Raw genomic sequence first — 19,524 nt, forward strand, 5'->3', positions numbered from 1 at the left:
CAAATCTATTCTTTTCCTTCCAATAGACAGCAATCCTAGTAAAATTAACACGATAAACGATGAAAATAACAATTTTATTAAGTTCGTTGATAGATTGAAGGAGGAAGCAGCCAGAATATACGAAGACTCCTATGGGGGTTGCGGGAAAGGAAAAGCCCCACAATGCAGCGAGGAGGCTCGTAGCCCGCCCACAGGAAAGCGAAGTGTATGCAAGGTTGCCAAATCCCCTTTTCATGGTGGCCTTTTAATAAATAGGATACTTCTATCCTATAACATGGATTTTTAGTAGAATAGTAGTATAAGTTTGAGGTAAAAGAGATGCAACCCACTTTATAAGCTGAAGGAGTTTAAAATGAATATTGAAATTACAAATAAGCCAATTTCTGTACAAGAAGTAATCGATAAAGTGGTAAGAAGAGATGCAGGAGCAATTACTACCTTTATTGGTACAGTTAGGGAATTGACACATGGAAGAAAAACGCTACACTTAATATATGAAGCATATGAGTCGATGGCATTAAAAAAATTACAACAAATCGGGGAAGAAATAACTGAAAAATGGAAACATTCAGAAGTATCCATTTCCCATAGAATTGGCAGGCTGGAAATAACAGATATTGCGGTTGTCATTGCTGTTTCCACCCCCCATCGAAACGATGCGTACGAAGCAAATAGGTATGCAATTGAACGAATAAAAGAAATAGTCCCTATTTGGAAAAAAGAGTATTGGGAAGATGGTGAAGAATGGATAGGAAATCAACAAGGAACTAATTCTTATCCATCGGGAAAGCCAAAAAAGGAGGATAAATAATGAATAAAGTACTTTTTTTTGCAGCACTGAAAGATATTGTCGGACAAGAATCACTTCTAGTAGAAGCAAGTGGAAAAACGGTAAGCGAAATAAAAAATTTGTTAAAGAACGACTATCCTGCATTGCCATTGGATGTCGCGATGACCGCGATCAATGAGGAGTTTGCATTAGATGGAGATGTTATTTCAAAAGAAGATATTATTGCGTTTATTCCTCCTGTAAGTGGAGGATGATAATTATTTACGGGGGGAATAAAAGATGAATAATGACCGGTATTCCCGTCAAATACTTTTCCCACCAATAGGAAAAACAGGTCAAAAAAAACTAGCGGAAAAGCATGTATTGCTTATTGGAGCAGGTGCGTTAGGATCAAGTATTGGAGAAATGTTGACAAGAGCGGGAATAGGGAAGTTAACCATTATTGATAGGGATTATATTGAATTAAGTAATTTGCAGCGACAGACATTGTATACAGAAGAAGATGTATGTAATAAAATGCCAAAAGCTGTTGCTGCCCAAAAACGATTACAAGCAGTCAATTCAATGTGTGATATTCAAGGGATTGTTAGTGAAGCAACCATTGATTTACTGGAACAGAAGATTTCAAGTGTCGATGTGATCATGGATGCAACGGATAATTTTGAAACACGAATGCTTCTCAATGATTTAGCCCAAAAATATAACAAGCCTTGGATATATGGTGCATGTGTAGGAAGTGTCGGCATGAGCTATACAATCATTCCTGGTGTAACGCCTTGCTTACATTGCCTATTACAGAAAATTCCACTTCAAGGAATGACATGTGATACTGGTGGAATCATAGCGCCGGCTGTACAAATGGTGGTAACACATCAAGTGACAGAGGCCATGAAGTTATTAGTAGAAGATAATGAAGCGTTAAGAGGGACGTTTTTAAGCTTTGATTTATGGAACAATCATTATCAGTCGATAAAAGTAAATCGTATAAAAAAATCAACCTGTACTTCTTGTGGGACAGAACCGACATATCCATTTTTAGATAAAAAAAACCAAACCAAAACAGCGATTTTATGTGGAAGAGATACGGTGCAAATTCGCCCATCAAAAGAAAAGCAGGTATCTTTGAACAGCTTAGCAAAAAGTTTGCAAAACAATGGATATGCTGTAAAATCAAATCCTTTTTTATTATCGGTGCAAATGGAAAAAGCGAGAGTTGTATTATTTTCGGATGGAAGAGCACTTATTCATAATACAAAGGATCCTGTTTACGCAAAATCTGTTTATGATAAATTACTAGGCTAGTAAAACAAGACTGCAGGAATGGGTGGAATAAGATTCTACCCTTCATACAGTCTTGCACTTTATAGAGATTGTTCAAAAAGTCTGGTAAGATGGACACATCGAATTTCTGCAAGGGCTTACTTTTCTACTTTCCAAAGTGAAGCCGCCTCGAACTTCTTGGTCCTTTTTATCCCCCTTCTTGAACATACTCTTATATGATAATTGTGAGAGAAGAGAAATTGATGTGAACGAATAAGATGGTGTTATTCAATATATTTTAGTAATGATTATTGATGGGATCCGACAATAACAAGTTTCCCTGTATCTAATACTTCTTCATATTTTTCTGCTTCCAGTTCTGTTAAACCGACAGATTGCATTTTAGAACGCAGCTCGTCTCCTCTTTTTTTGAAAACATTGCTGAGAGAATCAAATAATCCTTGTTCCTGCAAGCTAACTTCAGCAGTATCTGTCGCCTCCGTTAAATCATCAGAGCGATCTTTGTCATGAGCAAAAATATAAATATGATCTTTTTCATACCCTTGGTTTTCCAACGCATTAATTACATTGCTTGCTTGAACTCCGTTTTCTACTACTTCTACTTTATACATCATGTATTCCTCCTTTAGATTTAAGAAGAGCTGATTGTCTGCTCTGTATATGCTTTATTTATCCGTTTTCAAAAAGAATAAACATAAAAGCTATTGGTAAAATATTCTTATTTTCGAAACAACCTTGTAAAATAGTCATTTTTTTGCTAGAAACGATATAGGAAGAAACGATATTGATAGAGAAATATCATGATAGATAGAACTATTTTTGATAAGATGCGTATAGTAATTAGTTAAGCTGAAGGGTAATGCATACTAATCTCGAGATTATGGAGAAAAACGAGAACTGATTTCGTTTATCTATTTAGTAAATAAGTGTGTAAAAGGAGAGAAGAAATGGTCAGTAAAAAAGAAAAAGAGAGCATTAAAAAAGAGCTAGATGCAGCAAAAAAAGAGCAAGCATCCGCTTCATTAGATATGAGTACATCAAGGGAATTTCGTTTTCCTAAATTCCGCTTATATAGTAAAAAAAAGCGGCAATTTAAATTATTATTTTTTCTAGTTGTTTTTATTATGGTATTGCTTGCAGTCATTGCAGGACTATTAAAAATGTCCTTTACAGATAAAGCTTCTGTAAGAACGAGCAGTTATTTAGAACAAATGAAGGACTTATCTTCGTTGGCGACTTCTCAGGCTTTTGTAAAAGTAATTCTCGAAAAAGAGGATAATGAATTGTTTGGGAAAGAGATTGAAACAAATATACCTGGAACAAAAAGAAAGCTATTACTAGTCGTTCCAGGTGCTGTTACAGCAGGTGTTAATCTAGAAAACCTAACTTCTGATCAGCTAAAGATAGATGAAGATAAAAAACAAATAACGTTAAATTTGCCCCATGCGCAACTATTACAGGATCCCTCTATTGATTTTGAAAAGGTTGAGACATATTCATTAGCAGGTATATTCAGAGGAGAAGTAGATTGGAACGAGGGATATTCTTTAGCGAATGAGGCAAAAGAAGAAATACAAAAGGAAGCAATAAATCAAGGGGTATTAACTGTTGCTGAAACAAATGCCAAAAAAACATTAAAACAGTTCTATGAACAATTAGGGTATTCTGTACAAGTAACATTTATTGAAAACTAAGGGAGCGGCATATATATGGCAGATATAGTAGTACAGAGTGACTGGGAGTCTCTTTTAAATAGAGAAAAAAACAAAGACTATTTTATAGAGCTGGAGGAATTTTTACTGCAAGAATACCAACAGTATACAATCTATCCAGCCAAAAAGGACTTATTTAATAGTTTGCTATTTACTTCCTATTATCAAGTGAAAGTAGTAATACTAGGACAAGATCCTTATCACGGTCCCAATCAGGCACATGGACTAAGTTTTTCCGTTAAACCATCTGTTCGTATTCCTCCTTCTTTAAAAAACATTTATAAGGAATTAAAGGAAGATATTGGCTGTACTATTCCGGATCATGGCTATTTAAAAAGCTGGGCAGATCAAGGAGTCCTTTTATTAAACACTGTTTTGTCTGTAAGAGCAGGACAGGCTCATTCTCATCAAGGGAAAGGGTGGGAGATTTTCACGAACGAGATAATAAAAGAGCTTAACAGGAGGGAAGATCCAGTTATATTTGTATTATGGGGAAAACCAGCACAGGGGAAGTTAGCATTAATTGATACAGATAAACATGAAGTGATTCTGTCCAGTCATCCAAGTCCGTTGTCTGCTTATCGAGGTTTCTTTGGAAGTAAACCTTTTTCGAAAATAAATACAATTTTAGCAAAATGGAAAAAACGGCCAATCGATTGGTGTGTAGATGATTTTTTGGATAAGGAATAATATAATAAAAGTACGTGTTCAAAAAGGAGGATAAAAAGGACCGAGAAGTTCGAGGCGGCTTGCTCCTGAGCATCGCCCTTTCACAGGATGTGATGACTTCCACGTTGCTCATAGGACGTGAGCGTTTTTAGTGGAAGATCCTCTAGTTGATACGTGAGAAGCGGAAAAGTGAAGCCAACGAAGAAATTCGATGTGTCATTTTTACCGGACTTTTTGAACAACCTCTAAAAGAATGAACTAATGGCGGTTTGCATCGATTACAACGTTGCTACACTTTAAATCGAAGTTGAAGCCTGTCATGGACTCAGTCCAGTGAACGATAAGAAAAGGAGAGAGAAATGAACATATCTGTCCAACAATTATTAACAAAAATGGAAGATCAATTAAAAGAAGCAAAGACAAGTGAATCGGAGTCTCGAATAAGAGAATGTGTACATGCAATGAAATCTTTATGTGAATTGATTTTGGAGAAAGATGAAAAAGGGGCAAACTTGGGTTATCAAGTAATACAGCCATCTGCAAATATCCCGCAAGCATCATTTAGTCCTAGTCCTACAACACAAACAGTGCAAACAAAAAAGATACATACAGAAGAGGGAAATGGCGATTCTTTATTTGATTTTTAAGAGAAGGTAGGAGGAAATGATGAAGGCTTTTATTATAATTGGAGCAATTAATGCCTTTTTAGCAGTGGCGCTAGGAGCATTTGGTGCGCATGGGTTAGAAGGAAAAATAAGCGCAAAATACTTAGAAATTTGGAAAACGGCAGTTACGTATCAAATGTTTCACAGCACCGGTATTTTAATTATCGGAGCATTAATGATGAAATTTCCACAAAGCAACTTATTAAGCTGGTCAGGCTGGCTAATGCTAGCTGGCATTATTCTATTTGCAGGAAGTTTATATGTATTGGCTGTTACGCAAATCAGCGTTTTAGGCGCAATCACGCCTCTTGGCGGAGTTGCCTTTTTAACAGCATGGCTATTATTAATTATTGCAGCCGTAAAGTATTTATAAGAGGAGACTTCCATTAGAAGGGAAGTTACTGCCCGTTAAGAGTCGGGTAAAAAGGAAAAAATCTATCCGCAAATGTGGGATAGATTTTTTTAAAAGGCTGGTGATGAAGTAAAGAAACAACGGTATCGTTGTAAACCTTGTACTGCCACTTTCACTGGTTTAACAAACACTGCATTTTTAGAACCCGCTACCTGAATAAATGGCTTTTTTTAACGGCGTGGCAACGAAATATCTTGATAAGTATCTCGTTTGGTTCCAAGTGCTTGAAAGCCTCCAACATCAATTAAATGAAGCCACAATAAACGATATAAAAGGGAATTTAATACCAATTATTAAAACATATGATAAACTAAGATTTGATGTATTATTGTCTAATAAAAAAGTAATGCAAAAAATTGAAATGATGCACATTAGTATTATTACACGACATAAATAAGAATATATGGAGGTAAGTTATGTGGATAATATTTGGGGTTATTGCAATAGTAGCAACTTTTATAAATCTTTATATGTATATAGCAGGCAAGGATTATAAGCTTACTATGGCGATAGGATTATCATTTACAGCCTTAACACTTTGTTCAGAATACAGTCTTGTATCTGGGTGGGTAAAAGCAGAAGATTGGGCAGCTTTATCAGATGTGGTACCTGGTATGAAAAGGGCATTATGGTTTTTGACCATTGTTTCTATCTTACTAAATATAGCACCTATACTTTTAGAACGAAAAGGTAAAAAGTAATTTCTTATTCTTTAGATAATATGCAATTATTGTGTAAGTCTTTATATATATCTAACGGGGCGTTAGTTCAATAAGACAATAAATTAAACAGAACTCCTAATTTTATAGAAGTTCTGTTTTTTCTATAAACATTAACATGAAATTTTAACAGAGCCTTTTATAAAAAAGAGGACTGGCATCTATAATGTGCCGAGTCCCAGTAAATATTACCTTGGTGGGTAAGTAGAAAGATTTGGTGCTGCTGCTCCATATGGATATTCATATTCAATTTCTTCATCAAATGTAATGTAATCGAGATAAACCATTGGAATTAAGTAGCGTACACCTGATTGAGGGTCGCTTAAAATCAGATGATCTCGGCCAGCTGCTTCAATAATCCCCTTAAAGATCTTTGCATTCCATTCCTTATTGTTCTCAAATGTTGTATAAACAGTTGCTAGTTTTCCTTTATTTAGTCGTAAAATATTTTCGATATACGAGGCTTCAATAGGCAGTTGCCCAGGTAAAGAAGGACTGCTTGCTGGTGGCGTGCTTTGTTGAACAGGTGGTGCTTGCTGTGGTACATATTGCTGTCCAGTACTATAACCAGGAGCAGCTCCATAACCTTGTTGATAACCGTAATTAGAATAATTGCGGAATTCAGGATTTTGATTGTAATTCTGACTCATTTTCATCCCTCCATTTAATCAAAAAGAAAGTAAACTCTTGTACATTCATGTGAAAAAAAGGTGTGATTTAAGGAGCTGTTCAACAAATGTTGAAGTTGCCCTTGCTTATTTCTTTTATGGTAAATCTCACTATTTTATTCTATGAGCCCACTGCTTCACTTATGCCTATGTTAATTAAATGTTCGTAAAACAAATCATTGGTCAGATTATAGGGATTGTGATTATCTTGTAAACTTTCTTTTGTGCTAAAAGGAAAAAACGGAGGAACGCGGAATTAACAAGAGAAACGCGGAATTAACGGGAGAAACGCGGAATTAACGAGAGGAACGCGGAATAAACGGAAGAAACGCGGAATTAACGAGAGGAACGCGGAATTAACGAGAGGAACGCGGAATAAACGAGAGAAACGCGGAATAAACGGGAGAAACGCGGAATTATCAGGAGGAAAGCGGAATAAACGAGAGAAACGCGGAATAATCGGGAGAAGCGCGGAATTATCAGGAGAAACGCGGAATAAACGAGAGAAACGCGGAATAATCGGGAGGAACGCGGAATTAACAAGAGAAACCCGGAATTAACGGGAGAAACGCGGAATTAACGAGAGGAACGCGGAATAATCGGGAGGAACGCGGAATTAACAAGAGAAACGCGGAATTAACGGGAGAAACGCGGAATTAACGAGAGGAACGCGGAATAAACGAGAGAAACGCGGAATAATCGGGAGAAGCGCGGAATAAACGAGAGAAACGCGGAATTATCAGGAGGAACGCGGAATTAATGGGAGGAAAGCGGAATTAATGAGAGAAGCGCGGAATAAACGAGAGAAACGCGGAATTATCAGGAGGAACGCGGAATTATCATGAGAAATGCATAAAAAAGGGGACAATGAAATTAGAATAATCCATTTCATTGTTCCCACAGAAGAATCTTTAGCTAGTTTACATGTAAAAAGGATGGTACGGATTCAGCTTGTAAGATATTTCCTACGAAGAAGGATCCGAATTCTCCATATCGGGCACTAACTTCATCAAAACGCATTTCATATACTAGTTTTTTAAACTGAAGAACATCATCTGAAAAGAGGGTAACTCCCCACTCGTAATCATCAAAGCCGACTGATCCTGTAATAATTTGTTTCACTTTTCCTGCATATTGGCGACCAATCATGCCGTGGCTGCGCATCAGATTTTTTCGATCATCCATCGGCAGCATATACCAATTATCGTTTCCTTGACGGCGCTTGTCCATCGGATAGAAGCAAACATATTTTGCTGTTGGAAGAATTGGGTATAGTCTTGCTTTAATATGTGGATTTTCGTATGGATCCTCATCTGAATCAGATGGGAGATAGTTGCTTAATTCTACTACTGAAACGTATGAATGAGCAGGTAATGTAAACTCTGCTAATTTTGTTTTATTAAATTCTGTTTCTATTTCGTTTAGTTCTTCCATTGTCGGACGTAATATCATCATCATAAAATCTGCTTTTTGTCCAACAACCGTATATAATGCATGGCTTCCTTTGTGATTGTTTTGCACTGTATTCCATTTTTCTAATAAACCGAGGAATTCATGTATAGCTTCTTGTCGTTCTTCATTTGGTAGCATTTTCCACGTTGTCCAATCCATGGTTCGGAAATCATGTAGGCAATACCAACCATCCAATGTTTTTGCTGCTTCGCTCATTCTATCACTCCTAAACGTTAAACATATAATCCTACTATATCATAGTTTGCCCGTAAATCTGCTATATAACACTTGGCAGAATGGAAAGACAGTCTTCCTAATTTATGCAGGCAAATAAGCATAAATATCCAAAATACGGGTAATATTATGTCAGACATATTAATAATGAAAGAGATTACAGAATTATGACTATATATTCTTTGATATTTTATCATGGTAGAGTATTCTATAAAAAGGCACCAAATAGATTAGCGTTGAATCTCTTCGTTGGCTTGGCTTTTTACGCTGTTCAAAGCAAACTGCCTTGACCATCTTACTTCTAATTTGTTGTCTTAATGAACATAGATTATTATAAATGTATAAGAAAAAGGAGGAATATAAAAAAGTATGAGTGATTTATTTGCAGGTTTGAAAGAGAGAGTAGCCAATCAGAATTTAAGAATAGTTTTTCCAGAGGGGTTAGACGAAAGAATTCTAAAAGCAGCTGGACGTTTAGCAGAAGAAAATGTGTTAACACCTATTCTTATTGGGGATATTGCAGAAATCCAAGGAAAAGCAAAAAATTTAGGTATTTCTTTAGAAAAAGCAGAAATCTATGATCCTAAAAAATATGCTCAATTTGATGCACTTGTAGCTGCTTTTGTAGAAAGACGCAAAGGCAAAGTTACGGAAGAAGATGCTAGAAGCATTCTATTAGATGAGAACTATTTCGGAACAATGCTTGTTTATGCAAACGAAGCTGAGGGCTTGGTAAGCGGTGCAATTCATTCTACGGCAGATACGGTGCGACCTGCTTTACAAATCATTAAAACAAAACAAGGTGTGAAAAAAACATCCGGTGTATTTATTATGGTACGTGAAGAGGAGAAATACGTATTTGCAGACTGTGCCATCAATATTGCTCCAGACAGTTTAGATCTTGCTGAAATTGCAGTAGAAAGTGCAAAAACAGCAAGAATGTTTGATGTAGACCCACGTGTTGCATTATTAAGCTTCTCTACAAAAGGCTCTGCCAAGTCTCCTGAAACAGAAAAAGTAGAAGCAGCTCTTGCAGAAGCAAAATTAAGAGATCCATTATTAGTTATTGATGGAGAATTTCAATTTGATGCAGCGTTTGTTCCATCTGTTGCAAAACAAAAAGCTCCAGATTCTCCACTTCAAGGTGATGCAAACGTATTCGTATTCCCAAGCTTAGAGGCTGGAAATATCGGCTATAAAATTGCTCAAAGATTAGGGAACTTCGAAGCTGTGGGACCAATTTTACAAGGTTTAAACCGCCCGGTAAATGATCTTTCTCGTGGCTGTAATGATGAAGATGTATATAAATTAGCATTAATTACGGCAGCTCAAAGCTTAAGCAACTAAAATTAGTACATGACACTACTTTGGCTGAAGCTCCTGTAATACTTAGTGTTTGAGATCTGCTGCTATCAGCAGGTCTTTTTATATGTTTTTTTTCCGTTATAATAGGATATTATTTGTTCCCTCAAAAAGGAGAAGATAATAGTGAATAAAAACATAAACAAAAGTGATGATATGTAATAAAATATACACATGAAACAATTTAAACCTAAAGATTTCGCAGAATTATTGAATGTATCCGTAAAAACATTACAAAGATGGGATAATCAAGGTGTATTAACAGCTTACCGAAACTCAAAAGGAAGAAGATATTATACGGAAAATCAGTATAAAGAATAGATGGGAATCCAAGAGGATAATAAAGTAGGTAAAATAGTTATATACACTAGAGTCTTCAATCAAGGACAGAGGGATGACCTTGAAAACCAAATAGAGTTTCTAAAAACATTCGCGAATGCAAGAGGAATGATTGTAAATAATATTGTCACAGATATTGCAAGCGGTCTTAATTACAAAAGGAAGAATTGGAATAAACTAATAGACGATTGTGTTAGTGGTGAGATTTCTACGATTATTATTGCACACAAAGATAGGTTTGTTCGATTTGGTTATGATTGGTTTGAAGGATTTCTTCAAAAAAGAGGGGTAGAAATGATTGTTGTAAATAATGAAAAACTATCTCCACAGGAAGAAATGATTCAAGATTTAATCTCTATTATTCATGTTTTTAGCTGGAGGATAAATGGATTAAGAAAATATAAGAAAAAAATATCAGAGGAAGACACAGAATGAAGGAGGCTTATTTGGTTGAAATCAAACCTACAGCCGAACAAATAGAGAAAATACATCAGACCATTGGCGTATGCAGATACGTTTATAACTTATACCTTAGCAAAAACAAAGAAATGTACGAAAAAGAAGGTGAATTTATAAGTGGGTATGACTTTTCTAAATGGTTGAATAATACTTATACAAAAGAACAAGACCAATGGATAAAGGAAGTTTCCAGTAAGGCAGTGAAGCAAGCCATTATGAATGGAGATAAAGCTTTTAAGAGATTTTTCAAAGGTTTATCTAAGTTTCCTAGATTCAAAAAGAAAAAGAACCAAGATGTAAAATGTTACTTTCCTAAAAATAATAAAACAGACTGGGCAATAGAAAGACATAAAATTAAGGTTCCTACGATTGGTTGGATGAGGCTAAAAGAATTTGATTATATATCAAAGGATGCTGTTGTTAAGAGTGGAACGATATCTCGTAAAGCAGGAAGGTATTATATTTCTGTTTTATGTGAAGTGCCAGAAAAAATACAATCACAGTCAATGAATCAAGGTGGTATAGGCATTGATTTGGGAATAAAAGAATTTGCTATATGTAGTAATGGCAATATTCACAAAAATATCAACAAAACAATAAAAGTAAAAAAGATACAAAAGAAACTAAGACGTGAGCAACGCTCTTTATCACGTAAATATGAAAATATAAAAAAGAAAAGAGGTGAATCTGCTACTAAAAGGAGAGCGAATATAAACAAGAATATCCTTAGAGTGCAAAAGCTACATGTTCGATTAGCTAATATAAGAATTGAACATGTAAAATCTATTGTGAACGATGTGGTGAAAACCAAACCGCAATATATTACAGTAGAAGATTTGAATGTAAAGGGAATGATGAAAAATAGACATCTATCTAAAGCAGTGGCTAGTCAGTGTTTCCATGTCTTTCAAACATGGTTAAAGGCTAAATGCAACGAACAGGGCATTGAATTACGTCAAGTAGACAGATTTTATCCTTCTTCTAAGTTATGTTCCTGTTGTGGGCATAAGAAAATGGATTTAAAATTATCTGACCGAGTATATGAATGTAACTGTGGTCATGTAATGGAAAGAGATTTAAATGCATCCATCAACCTTTTACAAGCAAAACAATATACAATATTAACTTAACTAATATGTATATATGTACGGTGGGCTACATCGGAATTTACGCTTGTGGAGAGCGATACAAACCAGAGTAGCGAGCAATTGGCTAAATGGCGTTCGTAGAAGCAGGAATACTCTAAAGATGTGCGTTTGGTTATATTTTTAGTAGCAGATTTAGCATGAAAGAGAATGATTTATTATACCAAGATAAATGGAGAATTATTGATCAGTCCGTTACTGGATTGCATGTATCAGCTCTTCACTCGTTTGGCATGGATGATACATTATGTGCTTCGGTAGGCAGCGGTAGTACACCTGCAACCGTAAGAACATGGGTGCATGACCGTACCGTTGTGCTAGGTATTCAAGATACTAGGCTGCCCAAGCTTAAGGAGGCACTTGCGTTTTTAGAAGAGCAAGGCTATCGATATATCGTGCGGAATTCAGGTGGATTAGCAGTAGTATTAGATCAAGATGTATTAAATATTTCGATTATTTTGCCAGAGCAGGAAAAAGGAATTGATATAAATAGCGGATATGATGTGATGTGGGCATTAATTAAGAGGATGTTTGCTGAATTTCAGCAAGAGATTGAGGCAAAGGAAATTGTTGGATCCTATTGTCCAGGCAGCTATGATCTCAGTATCAACGGGAAAAAATTTGCAGGCATATCACAAAGAAGAATTCGAAATGGTGTAGCTGTACAAATTTATCTCTGTGTAAATGGAAGCGGTAAAAAACGTGGGAAACTAATTAAGGACTTCTATTCCTTAGGAGTTGGTGAAGAACAAACAAAATTTGTTTATCCTGTTATTCAGCCGGAAGTAATGGCATCTTTGGCTGAATTGTTTGGTGTAGAGTTAACGGTAGATCAAGTGATGACAAGGTTGTTGTTGACGTTAAAGGATGAGGCGGGCTTTCTTTACGCTGATCAACTGCAGGGAGAAGAAATCGCTTTATTTGAGGGATATTATCAGCGTGTCACAGAAAGAAATGAGAGGTTTTTGCAGGAATTTATTTAACTAAAAAGGCTATCCTGAAAAAATGAGTCCGTAGCCAGTATACATCGCTTGCCTGATTGTTAACATGGTAAGCTCATCAAAAAGAGGATTTACCCTAAAGTTCTTTACCATTAAAAAGCTTGGTAGAGTAGTTCTTTAGGGGAAATCCTCTTTGTTAAATCGAGAATGGCTGCCAAATCCTCCTATTTATTTCTATATCTATTTTATAGAGCCTGTTCAAAAAGCCCGATAAAATGGGCACGTCGAATTCTTTCGTTGGCATATCTTTCGCTTCTTACATATTCAATAGATGATCTTCAACTAAAAACGCTCATGTTCTTTGAGCAACGTTGAAGTCACCACACCCTGTGGAAGGCAGGTGCTAAAAGGTAAGCTGCCTCGAAGTTCTTGGTCCTTTTTATCCCCTTTTTGAATCGCACTAATATACTCATTATGCTCGGTGCGCCTTTCAATGATTATTCGGCTACTTTTTCTAAATTACCGTTTCTATCCATTTTGAACTTGGTGGCAGAACGATCATCTTCATCCAATAAAACTAGCTTTCTTGCCCTATTCATGATTTTCATTAATGTTTCATAGTCCTCTTGAATCGTTTCTGAATTGCTCTCTAAATTATTTAACTTACCATCTAACTCTTTGTTTTTGCTTCTTAGTGCACTGATTTCTCTTTTTAATCTTTCATTCTCACTTTTTAAAATTTCGACTTGTATTTGTGAGTTTTTAAAGTTCTGTAAATAAGATATAACAGTATCAAAGTCTAAGTTATTTGTATTGTAAGAAAGGGTGGAGCTTATACTAGGCTCTGGTTGTTCGTACATATTATTTTGCATGGAATTACTTGGTTGGTAGCTTGCTATAACTTCTTCTTCTGGACTGATAGTATCTTCTTCAAAGGAACTCATTTCCACATTGGTAGATACAGATATTGCTTCAAAATCATCTACAGTCGGAACAGGTGGCGAGTATAATAGCTTTTTCTTTCCACTTTGATCTTTTCCTAAAATTCTTTGTCGCTGTTTCCGTTGCTTTTTAGCGAGCTGCAGCGCTTTCTCATATTGATGGCGTACAACAGCATTCCATCTAAATCCACAAGCTGCAGAAGTCCGATTTAACTTATCTCCAACTTCTTCAAATGCATTTAATTGTGTACTGCCTTCGCGTACATGACGTAATACGGTTTCCGCTAATAATAAATCATTTTCCTCTGACCAAGCATCTTGGCGTAATTTCATATTCTCAACTCCCAAATCTGACGATAAATAAATAGTTCTAGTTACATCATTTCCAACTATTTTTTTATTTATACAAGGAATTGCAAGGATAGTAGAGTTTTATGCGTAAAAAAAGAGCTTATCCATCATTTGGTGGACAAGCTTCCTTAAAAGAATTAATTATTTTCTAGTGAACTTTCATTCTGAATGAAAAAGGCAGAAAGAAAGGCGAAGATACTGATAATAAAGCCAAACATAAACAGATGATGAATACCATCCATATTTGTTGCACCGCGTGTGAGAAGAGCGCCCATAATCGTAACCCCAATAGCAGTTCCCATATTTCTGCAAAACATAAAGAAAGAAGTAGAGATGCCTTTTTCCTGTGCGCCGACCAGCTGTTGTGAACCAATAACACCAACTGTGCTAAGTAGTCCGAAAGCTAATCCTTGAATGAACATAATAATGAAAGTATAGACAAAACCATGAGAATCATTTAAGCAGGCTAATAATATTCCAGAGATAACTAATAATGTATTTCCGATTATTAATAGAATACGATAGCCGTATTTTACTATCCATTTGCCCGCTGGTACTGACACAAGCATCCATCCCATTGCAACACCTAATAAAGCAATTCCGCTTATAAAAGTGGATAATCCAGCGACATCTTGCAGAAACAAAGGAATAAAGCTTGCAGTTCCAAACAATGCTAATGTGCCAATAAAGCCATTAATAAATATCCAAGTGATTGTTTTATTCTTAAAAATAGAAAATGGAACAATTGGTGAAGTTTGTTTTTTTTCAAAGAAATAGAAAATAATTAATAATGCAATTCCAATCATGGCGTAAAAAATAATATTTTCTTCTACTATTGTCACTAGAAGAAGGAAGGTGATGCCGAAAGCAAATAAGATGGCTCCAACATAATCAACAGTTGCTTTTTTAGACTGATAGTCTTCCTTATAAGGAAGAAGTGTAAGAAATGCTAAAAGACAAACAGGCAAATTAATAAAGAATATCCATCTCCAGGAAAGAAGTTCTACAAACAAAGAACCAAGCGATGGTGCAAGAATAGCAGATAATCCCCACATCGCTGTAAAAAATGCCTGTATTTTTCCACGTTTTTCGATTGGGAATAAATCACCAGCGATAATAGCTGGGAATGGCATCATAAATCCTGCTCCCAGTCCTTGAATACCACGAAAAATAATAAGCTGTACCATGTCTTTGGATAATCCGCATAATAAGCTGCCAAATAAAAATAGAATAATTCCAAAACCAAATATCTTTTTTCGGCCAAATAAATCAGATAATCTTCCGGCAACAGGAGAAAGAATGGTGCTCATTATCATATAAGTTGCAAAGGACCAGGCGTATAAATCCATCCTTCCTAATTCTTCCGCAATGATAGGCATCGTAGTATTCATGATCGTTGAATCAATGGATGCAACAAGCATGGCAAGTACGATACTAATCATCACGAGTAATCTACTATTTTTCATTTATAAATCCTCCTTCAATTCAGAAGAAATTATACAATAATAATAGCCATTAGGATAGAAAGACAACTTAGGGATAAATTGGTGTTAAGTAAGTTTATCCTACTTAACACAGTCTCATAGAAAAAAGACTGTGTTAAAGGTAATTGTTGATAATCTTCAATGATTGATTAGAGCCGATAAACGAGACTCCTGCTTAAAGAGCAAAAAAGACACCAAGATAGCAGGAGCATACTCCGAGGAGGCGCAGCACCCTTCCCACGGAAAACGAAGTGTATACCGACTGCGGACCCTAAAAAAATATGTTGAATATTAGGTGAAAAGTGAAGAAAAAGGGCAATTATCCCTTCTTTTCAACCAATTTTGACAAAAGTTTGCATCTTGCATTGAAATGGAAGAAGGGGTAAAATACCTTATAATGCGAGTTCAAAAGAAAACGATAAAAGAGAGAGTTTAGCTTTTTTTGCGAAGATTTTGAACAAGCTTTAACTAGACAAAAGTATACTTTATAAAAGAATGTTTGATATAGAAAGGATTGTCCCGATGGCAAACGAATTCCGCGTTTGTGACGATTGTCAGGCAGTTAATTTAAAAACATTGATTCCACGCCTTAAGCAAATAGATCCTGATGCTAAAATTGAAGTGGGTTGTCAATCTTATTGCGGTCCAGGCCGAAAAAAATCATTTGCCTTTGTTAATAATCGTCCACTTGCAGCATTATCTGAAGATGAACTGATGGTTAAAATAAATAACAAGCTAAAGAAATAACCTGCTCTCTTAAAATGAGGAAAAGAGCCAAGAACTTGTTATATGCATAAATAAAAACTCATGAAATAGAGGAGTTTCCGCAGGAAGTGTTAGTATTCGTAAGGAGAGAATGTACAAGTATTCTTATGAGTGTTAATCCTTTTCAGTTGGAATCACCTCTTTTTATATTTAGACACTGTTATATTTATATAGATTGTTATTTAGAAATTATTTGATATTTTCGAAAATCATAACAATCCTGTGAAAAAACTTAGCGAAGTGTATTCCACTTACGGAACCCTTACGCAGGGAATACATCAATCTAATAAAATTGGCATATAAAACATTTTTTATGGTCTAAGTTTGAAGCAGGGAGCAGCAGGAATACACGAAGACTCCTATGGGATTAGCGGAACAGGCGAGACCCCGCAGGAGCAAAGCTCCGAGGAGGCTCGGCGCCCGCCCCATGGAAAGCGAAGTGTATTCCGGCTGCGGACTAATAGAGCGCACATTCCTCTTTTCAGGGTAGTTCTATATTTATATAGCATTTGAAAAAATACGTTCTTGATGTTTAATGCTTCTGATAGAGGCAGGAACCGGAGAACTTAAGAGATGTAAGCTAATAGAAAGAAGGTAAAACAATGCCCTATTCTACGGATGTGTTAAGCGAAGAGAAGGTATTTAAAGATCCCGTGCATCGCTACATTCATGTACGAGACCGAGTAATATGGGATTTAATTGGAACAAAAGAGTTTCAGCGCTTGCGAAGAATTAAGCAGCTTGGAACAACCTATTTAACATTTCATGGAGCAGAACATAGCAGATTTAATCATTCTCTAGGCGTATATGAAATTGTCAGGCGAATTATTGATGATGTTTTTAAAGAAAGAAAAGAATGGAATAATAATCAAAGGCTACTTTCTCTCTGTGCTGCTTTGCTGCATGATCTTGGCCATGGTCCATTCTCTCACTCCTTTGAAAAAGTATTTGATTTAGATCATGAACACTTTACTCAAAAGATTATTTTAGGAAATACAGAAGTAAATCATATATTGAAGAAAGTAGAAAAGGACTTTCCGAAAAAGGTTGCAGAAGTTATAGGAAAAACCTCCAATGAAAAGCTGGTAGTAAGTTTAATTTCCAGTCAAATTGATGCAGACAGGATGGATTATTTATTACGAGATGCTTATTTTACTGGGGTTAGTTACGGAAACTTTGATATGGAACGAATAATGCGTGTCATGCTTCCGCGAGAAGACCAGGCAGTAATCAAACAAAGTGGCATGCATGCAGTCGAAGATTATATTATGAGCCGCTATCAAATGTACTGGCAAGTGTATTTTCATCCTGTAACGAGAAGTGCAGAAGTAATACTGACCAAAATATTACATAGAGCAAAACACTTACATGAGCAGTTCTACTCCTTCAAACATCTGCCTATTCATTTTTTCTCACTTTTTGAAGAAGAAACAACATTAGAAGACTACTTAAAATTGGATGAAGCGATTATTCTTTATTATTTTCAAATGTGGCAAGAGGAAGAAGATGCAGTATTAAGTGATCTTTGTCGCAGGTTTATGAATAGAAATTTATTTAAATACGTAGAGTTTGATCCAGCGAAAGAATATAAAAAGCTTGCCGAGTTATCTGTACTATTTCAAAAGGCGGGAATCAATCCAGACTATTATCTTGTTGTTGATTCTTCGTCAGACCTGCCATATGATTTTTACCGCCCTGGTGAAGAGGAAGAACGATTGCCTATTCATTTATTGATGAAAAATAACGAGATAAGGGAACTTTCTAGAGAATCAGAAATTGTTGATAGTATTTCTGGGAAAAGAAGAACCGACCACAAACTATACTTTCCTAAAGATATCTTAAAAGATGACAGTACAAAAGAGAGAATAAAAAAACAAATTCGTCAATTGTTAGACATAAAGTAAAGCAATTATTCTGAAAAAAGTGATGCTTTTTTAGGATTAAACGGAGTAGGAGATGACAAGTTTTGTTAAAAGACCATGCTAAAATAATAAAAGCTATTGCTACTTCAGGTGAGATTATTGGAAGAAAAAAACTGCAAAAAATGATTTATATTGCGAAAAAGCTGGATTTTCCTTTTCAAGAGAAATATCAGTTTCATTTCTTTGGACCCTATTCAGAAGAGTTAACTTTAAGAGTAGAAGAGTTGTGCAATATGGGGTTTTTAAATGAGGTAAAGGAAAAAAAGGGCGGTTATTTTCAGTATCGTTATACATTGACAGATGATGGAAAAGAATTTTTGGAACTAAATGAAGTGGATATGCCGTCTTTGCCATCTTGTCTTACAGATATGAATGAACAAAACTCTAGATTTCTTGAGCTAGTTTCCACCGTGCTGTATTTTGATAATTTAGCAAAAGAAGAAGTGAAAGAAAAAGTATTTACAATAAAAAGTAAACAAAAATACACCGATGAAGAAGTAGAGAAAGCTTATGTATATATTGAAAGTCTTAAAGAGAAAACGAAGCATTGATTTTTAGAAAAAGCCAGCCGTTTAATAAAACGACTGGCTTTTTCTAAAATCAAGATTCATTACAACTTACTTATTGATCACTTACACGCTTACCAGCGATGCCGTAATTATTTTTAGTCATTTCTTCTATAAATACGACTACTTTTTCTTTTGGAGCTCCTGTTGTTTCAGATACAGCATCTGTTACTTTTTCTACAAGATTCTTTTTTTGATCCTCTGTACGGCCTTCTAGCATTTTTACAGTAATGTATGGCATGTAGTTTCCCTCCTAAAGATAAATTTAGGCTTTATACTCAGCCTGAAAAGTTTTCAATTAGTAAACTGTGTCTACACTCAGCTCGTAAGTAGTTTTTCATATTTTCAGAAAAATTGCAAGTCCAAAAAAGGTACAAATAAAAGGATTTTTTCTTCAACATAGGCAGGGAACGAATGGCAGGACATGATTACAGGTATTCTACTATTAGTGCGTGTTTAAATAAGGAGGATAAAAAGGACCAAAAAATTTGAAGCGGCTTCACTTTGGCATCTGCCTTCCACAGGATGTGGTGACTTCACAGGACGTGGCATATTTAGCTAACCAGCGCTTTTCTTAACATAAAATACATGTTTTTATGGAGTAGAAACGATTTGTCGATAGTCTGTAATAGAAAATTTTCCTTTCT

The 19,524-nt window shown here is 35.6% G+C and carries 20 protein-coding genes and 3 pseudogenes; 17 read left to right on the forward strand and 6 right to left on the reverse strand.

Translation table 11 applies throughout. The annotated features are described in order from the left end of the window. The first annotated feature begins 352 nt into the window (after positions 1-352). From AC5LWL_RS01935 to AC5LWL_RS01945, 3 genes are read left to right on the forward strand one after another with little or no spacing between them, the layout of a single operon-like run. The gene (locus tag AC5LWL_RS01935) at positions 353-811 is read left to right on the forward strand and encodes a molybdenum cofactor biosynthesis protein MoaE (protein ID WP_493432770.1); all 459 of its coding nucleotides are present in this window, start codon (positions 353-355) and stop codon (positions 809-811) included. Continuing rightward, entirely contained in the window at positions 811-1,044 is a 234-nt protein-coding gene (locus tag AC5LWL_RS01940) for a MoaD/ThiS family protein (protein ID WP_493432771.1), read from the forward strand. The genes AC5LWL_RS01935 and AC5LWL_RS01940 overlap by 1 nt, the downstream gene beginning before the upstream one ends. A 25-nt stretch (positions 1,045-1,069) precedes the next feature. Next, complete coding sequence (locus AC5LWL_RS01945) at positions 1,070-2,092, forward strand: MoeB/ThiF family adenylyltransferase (protein ID WP_493432772.1); 1,023 nt, start codon at positions 1,070-1,072, stop codon at positions 2,090-2,092. Positions 2,093-2,358: 266 nt separating this feature from the next. On the opposite strand, the gene AC5LWL_RS01950 is transcribed toward AC5LWL_RS01945, so the two are convergent. Further along, the gene (locus AC5LWL_RS01950) at positions 2,359-2,682 is read right to left on the reverse strand and encodes a YflT domain-containing protein (RefSeq protein WP_493436513.1); all 324 of its coding nucleotides are present in this window, start codon (positions 2,680-2,682) and stop codon (positions 2,359-2,361) included. A gap of 336 nt (positions 2,683-3,018) precedes the next feature. On the opposite strand from AC5LWL_RS01950, the gene AC5LWL_RS01955 reads away from it, so the two are divergent. From AC5LWL_RS01955 to AC5LWL_RS01985, 7 genes and pseudogenes are all read left to right on the forward strand, one after another. Further along, complete coding sequence (locus AC5LWL_RS01955) at positions 3,019-3,765, forward strand: DUF4230 domain-containing protein (RefSeq protein ID WP_493432773.1); 747 nt, start codon at positions 3,019-3,021, stop codon at positions 3,763-3,765. Positions 3,766-3,780: 15 nt separating this feature from the next. Next, the gene (locus AC5LWL_RS01960; RefSeq protein WP_493432774.1) at positions 3,781-4,473 is read left to right on the forward strand and encodes a uracil-DNA glycosylase; all 693 of its coding nucleotides are present in this window, start codon (positions 3,781-3,783) and stop codon (positions 4,471-4,473) included. 338 nt (positions 4,474-4,811) lie between these two features. Further along, a complete protein-coding gene (locus tag AC5LWL_RS01965) occupies positions 4,812-5,099 on the forward strand; it encodes a YwdI family protein (protein WP_493432775.1) in 288 nt (95 codons plus the stop codon). Between the two features lie 19 nt (positions 5,100-5,118). After that, a complete protein-coding gene (locus AC5LWL_RS01970) occupies positions 5,119-5,490 on the forward strand; it encodes a DUF423 domain-containing protein (protein WP_493432776.1) in 372 nt (123 codons plus the stop codon). A gap of 99 nt (positions 5,491-5,589) precedes the next feature. After that, positions 5,590-5,696 (forward strand): annotated as a pseudogene (locus AC5LWL_RS01975) (IS1595 family transposase); the annotation flags it as partial. A gap of 2 nt (positions 5,697-5,698) precedes the next feature. Continuing rightward, a pseudogene (locus AC5LWL_RS01980) lies at positions 5,699-5,845 on the forward strand (IS1595 family transposase); the annotation flags it as partial. A 100-nt stretch (positions 5,846-5,945) separates the two neighbouring features. Further along, positions 5,946-6,230, forward strand: a complete 285-nt coding sequence (locus AC5LWL_RS01985; RefSeq protein WP_493432777.1) for a hypothetical protein — start codon at positions 5,946-5,948, stop codon at positions 6,228-6,230. Between the two features lie 206 nt (positions 6,231-6,436). Here AC5LWL_RS01985 and gerQ read toward each other — a convergent pair whose 3' ends face one another. Beyond that, positions 6,437-6,898, reverse strand: coding sequence for a spore coat protein GerQ (gene gerQ / locus AC5LWL_RS01990; protein WP_493432778.1), 462 nt, complete (start codon positions 6,896-6,898; stop codon positions 6,437-6,439). 933 nt (positions 6,899-7,831) lie between these two features. Next, on the reverse strand, positions 7,832-8,584 hold the full coding sequence (hemQ, locus tag AC5LWL_RS01995; RefSeq protein WP_493432779.1) for a hydrogen peroxide-dependent heme synthase: 753 nt from the start codon (positions 8,582-8,584) through the stop codon (positions 7,832-7,834). Between the two features lie 387 nt (positions 8,585-8,971). Here hemQ and pta point away from each other — a divergent pair, with 387 nt between their 5' ends. From pta to lipL, 4 genes and pseudogenes are all read left to right on the forward strand, one after another. Further along, entirely contained in the window at positions 8,972-9,949 is a 978-nt protein-coding gene (gene pta / locus AC5LWL_RS02000; protein ID WP_493432780.1) for a phosphate acetyltransferase, read from the forward strand. A gap of 189 nt (positions 9,950-10,138) precedes the next feature. After that, positions 10,139-10,738: pseudogene (locus AC5LWL_RS02005) on the forward strand (IS607 family transposase). Beyond that, positions 10,735-11,892 carry an RNA-guided endonuclease InsQ/TnpB family protein gene (locus AC5LWL_RS02010; RefSeq protein WP_493432781.1) on the forward strand — a complete coding sequence of 386 codons (1,158 nt, stop codon included), beginning with the start codon at positions 10,735-10,737 and terminating at the stop codon, positions 11,890-11,892. Before AC5LWL_RS02005 ends, AC5LWL_RS02010 begins: the two are co-directional and overlap by 4 nt. A gap of 155 nt (positions 11,893-12,047) precedes the next feature. Continuing rightward, positions 12,048-12,890 (forward strand): octanoyl-[GcvH]:protein N-octanoyltransferase, encoded by an 843-nt coding sequence (lipL, locus tag AC5LWL_RS02015; RefSeq protein WP_493432782.1) that lies wholly within the window; start codon positions 12,048-12,050, stop codon positions 12,888-12,890. 455 nt (positions 12,891-13,345) lie between these two features. On the opposite strand, the gene AC5LWL_RS02020 is transcribed toward lipL, so the two are convergent. Further along, positions 13,346-14,122 carry an RsfA family transcriptional regulator gene (locus AC5LWL_RS02020; RefSeq protein ID WP_493432783.1) on the reverse strand — a complete coding sequence of 259 codons (777 nt, stop codon included), beginning with the start codon at positions 14,120-14,122 and terminating at the stop codon, positions 13,346-13,348. Between the two features lie 155 nt (positions 14,123-14,277). Beyond that, positions 14,278-15,606, reverse strand: coding sequence for an MFS transporter (locus AC5LWL_RS02025; protein ID WP_493432784.1), 1,329 nt, complete (start codon positions 15,604-15,606; stop codon positions 14,278-14,280). A 540-nt stretch (positions 15,607-16,146) separates the two neighbouring features. On the opposite strand from AC5LWL_RS02025, the gene AC5LWL_RS02030 reads away from it, so the two are divergent. The 3 genes from AC5LWL_RS02030 to AC5LWL_RS02040 all read left to right on the forward strand — a co-directional run bounded on the left by AC5LWL_RS02030 (position 16,147) and on the right by AC5LWL_RS02040 (position 18,862). After that, positions 16,147-16,371 carry a YuzB family protein gene (locus AC5LWL_RS02030; protein ID WP_493432785.1) on the forward strand — a complete coding sequence of 75 codons (225 nt, stop codon included), beginning with the start codon at positions 16,147-16,149 and terminating at the stop codon, positions 16,369-16,371. A gap of 620 nt (positions 16,372-16,991) precedes the next feature. Next, positions 16,992-18,293, forward strand: coding sequence for an HD domain-containing protein (locus AC5LWL_RS02035; protein ID WP_493432786.1), 1,302 nt, complete (start codon positions 16,992-16,994; stop codon positions 18,291-18,293). Positions 18,294-18,355: 62 nt separating this feature from the next. Beyond that, entirely contained in the window at positions 18,356-18,862 is a 507-nt protein-coding gene (locus AC5LWL_RS02040) for a YwgA family protein (RefSeq protein ID WP_493432787.1), read from the forward strand. A 70-nt stretch (positions 18,863-18,932) separates the two neighbouring features. Here the strand turns inward: AC5LWL_RS02040 and thmT are convergent, their stop codons facing one another. Next, positions 18,933-19,118, reverse strand: coding sequence for a 2-hydroxymuconate tautomerase (gene thmT, locus AC5LWL_RS02045; RefSeq protein ID WP_493432788.1), 186 nt, complete (start codon positions 19,116-19,118; stop codon positions 18,933-18,935). Positions 19,119-19,524 lie beyond the last annotated feature (406 nt).

The sequence above is a fragment of the Niallia sp. WK069_GA_01 genome (assembly GCF_983173855.1).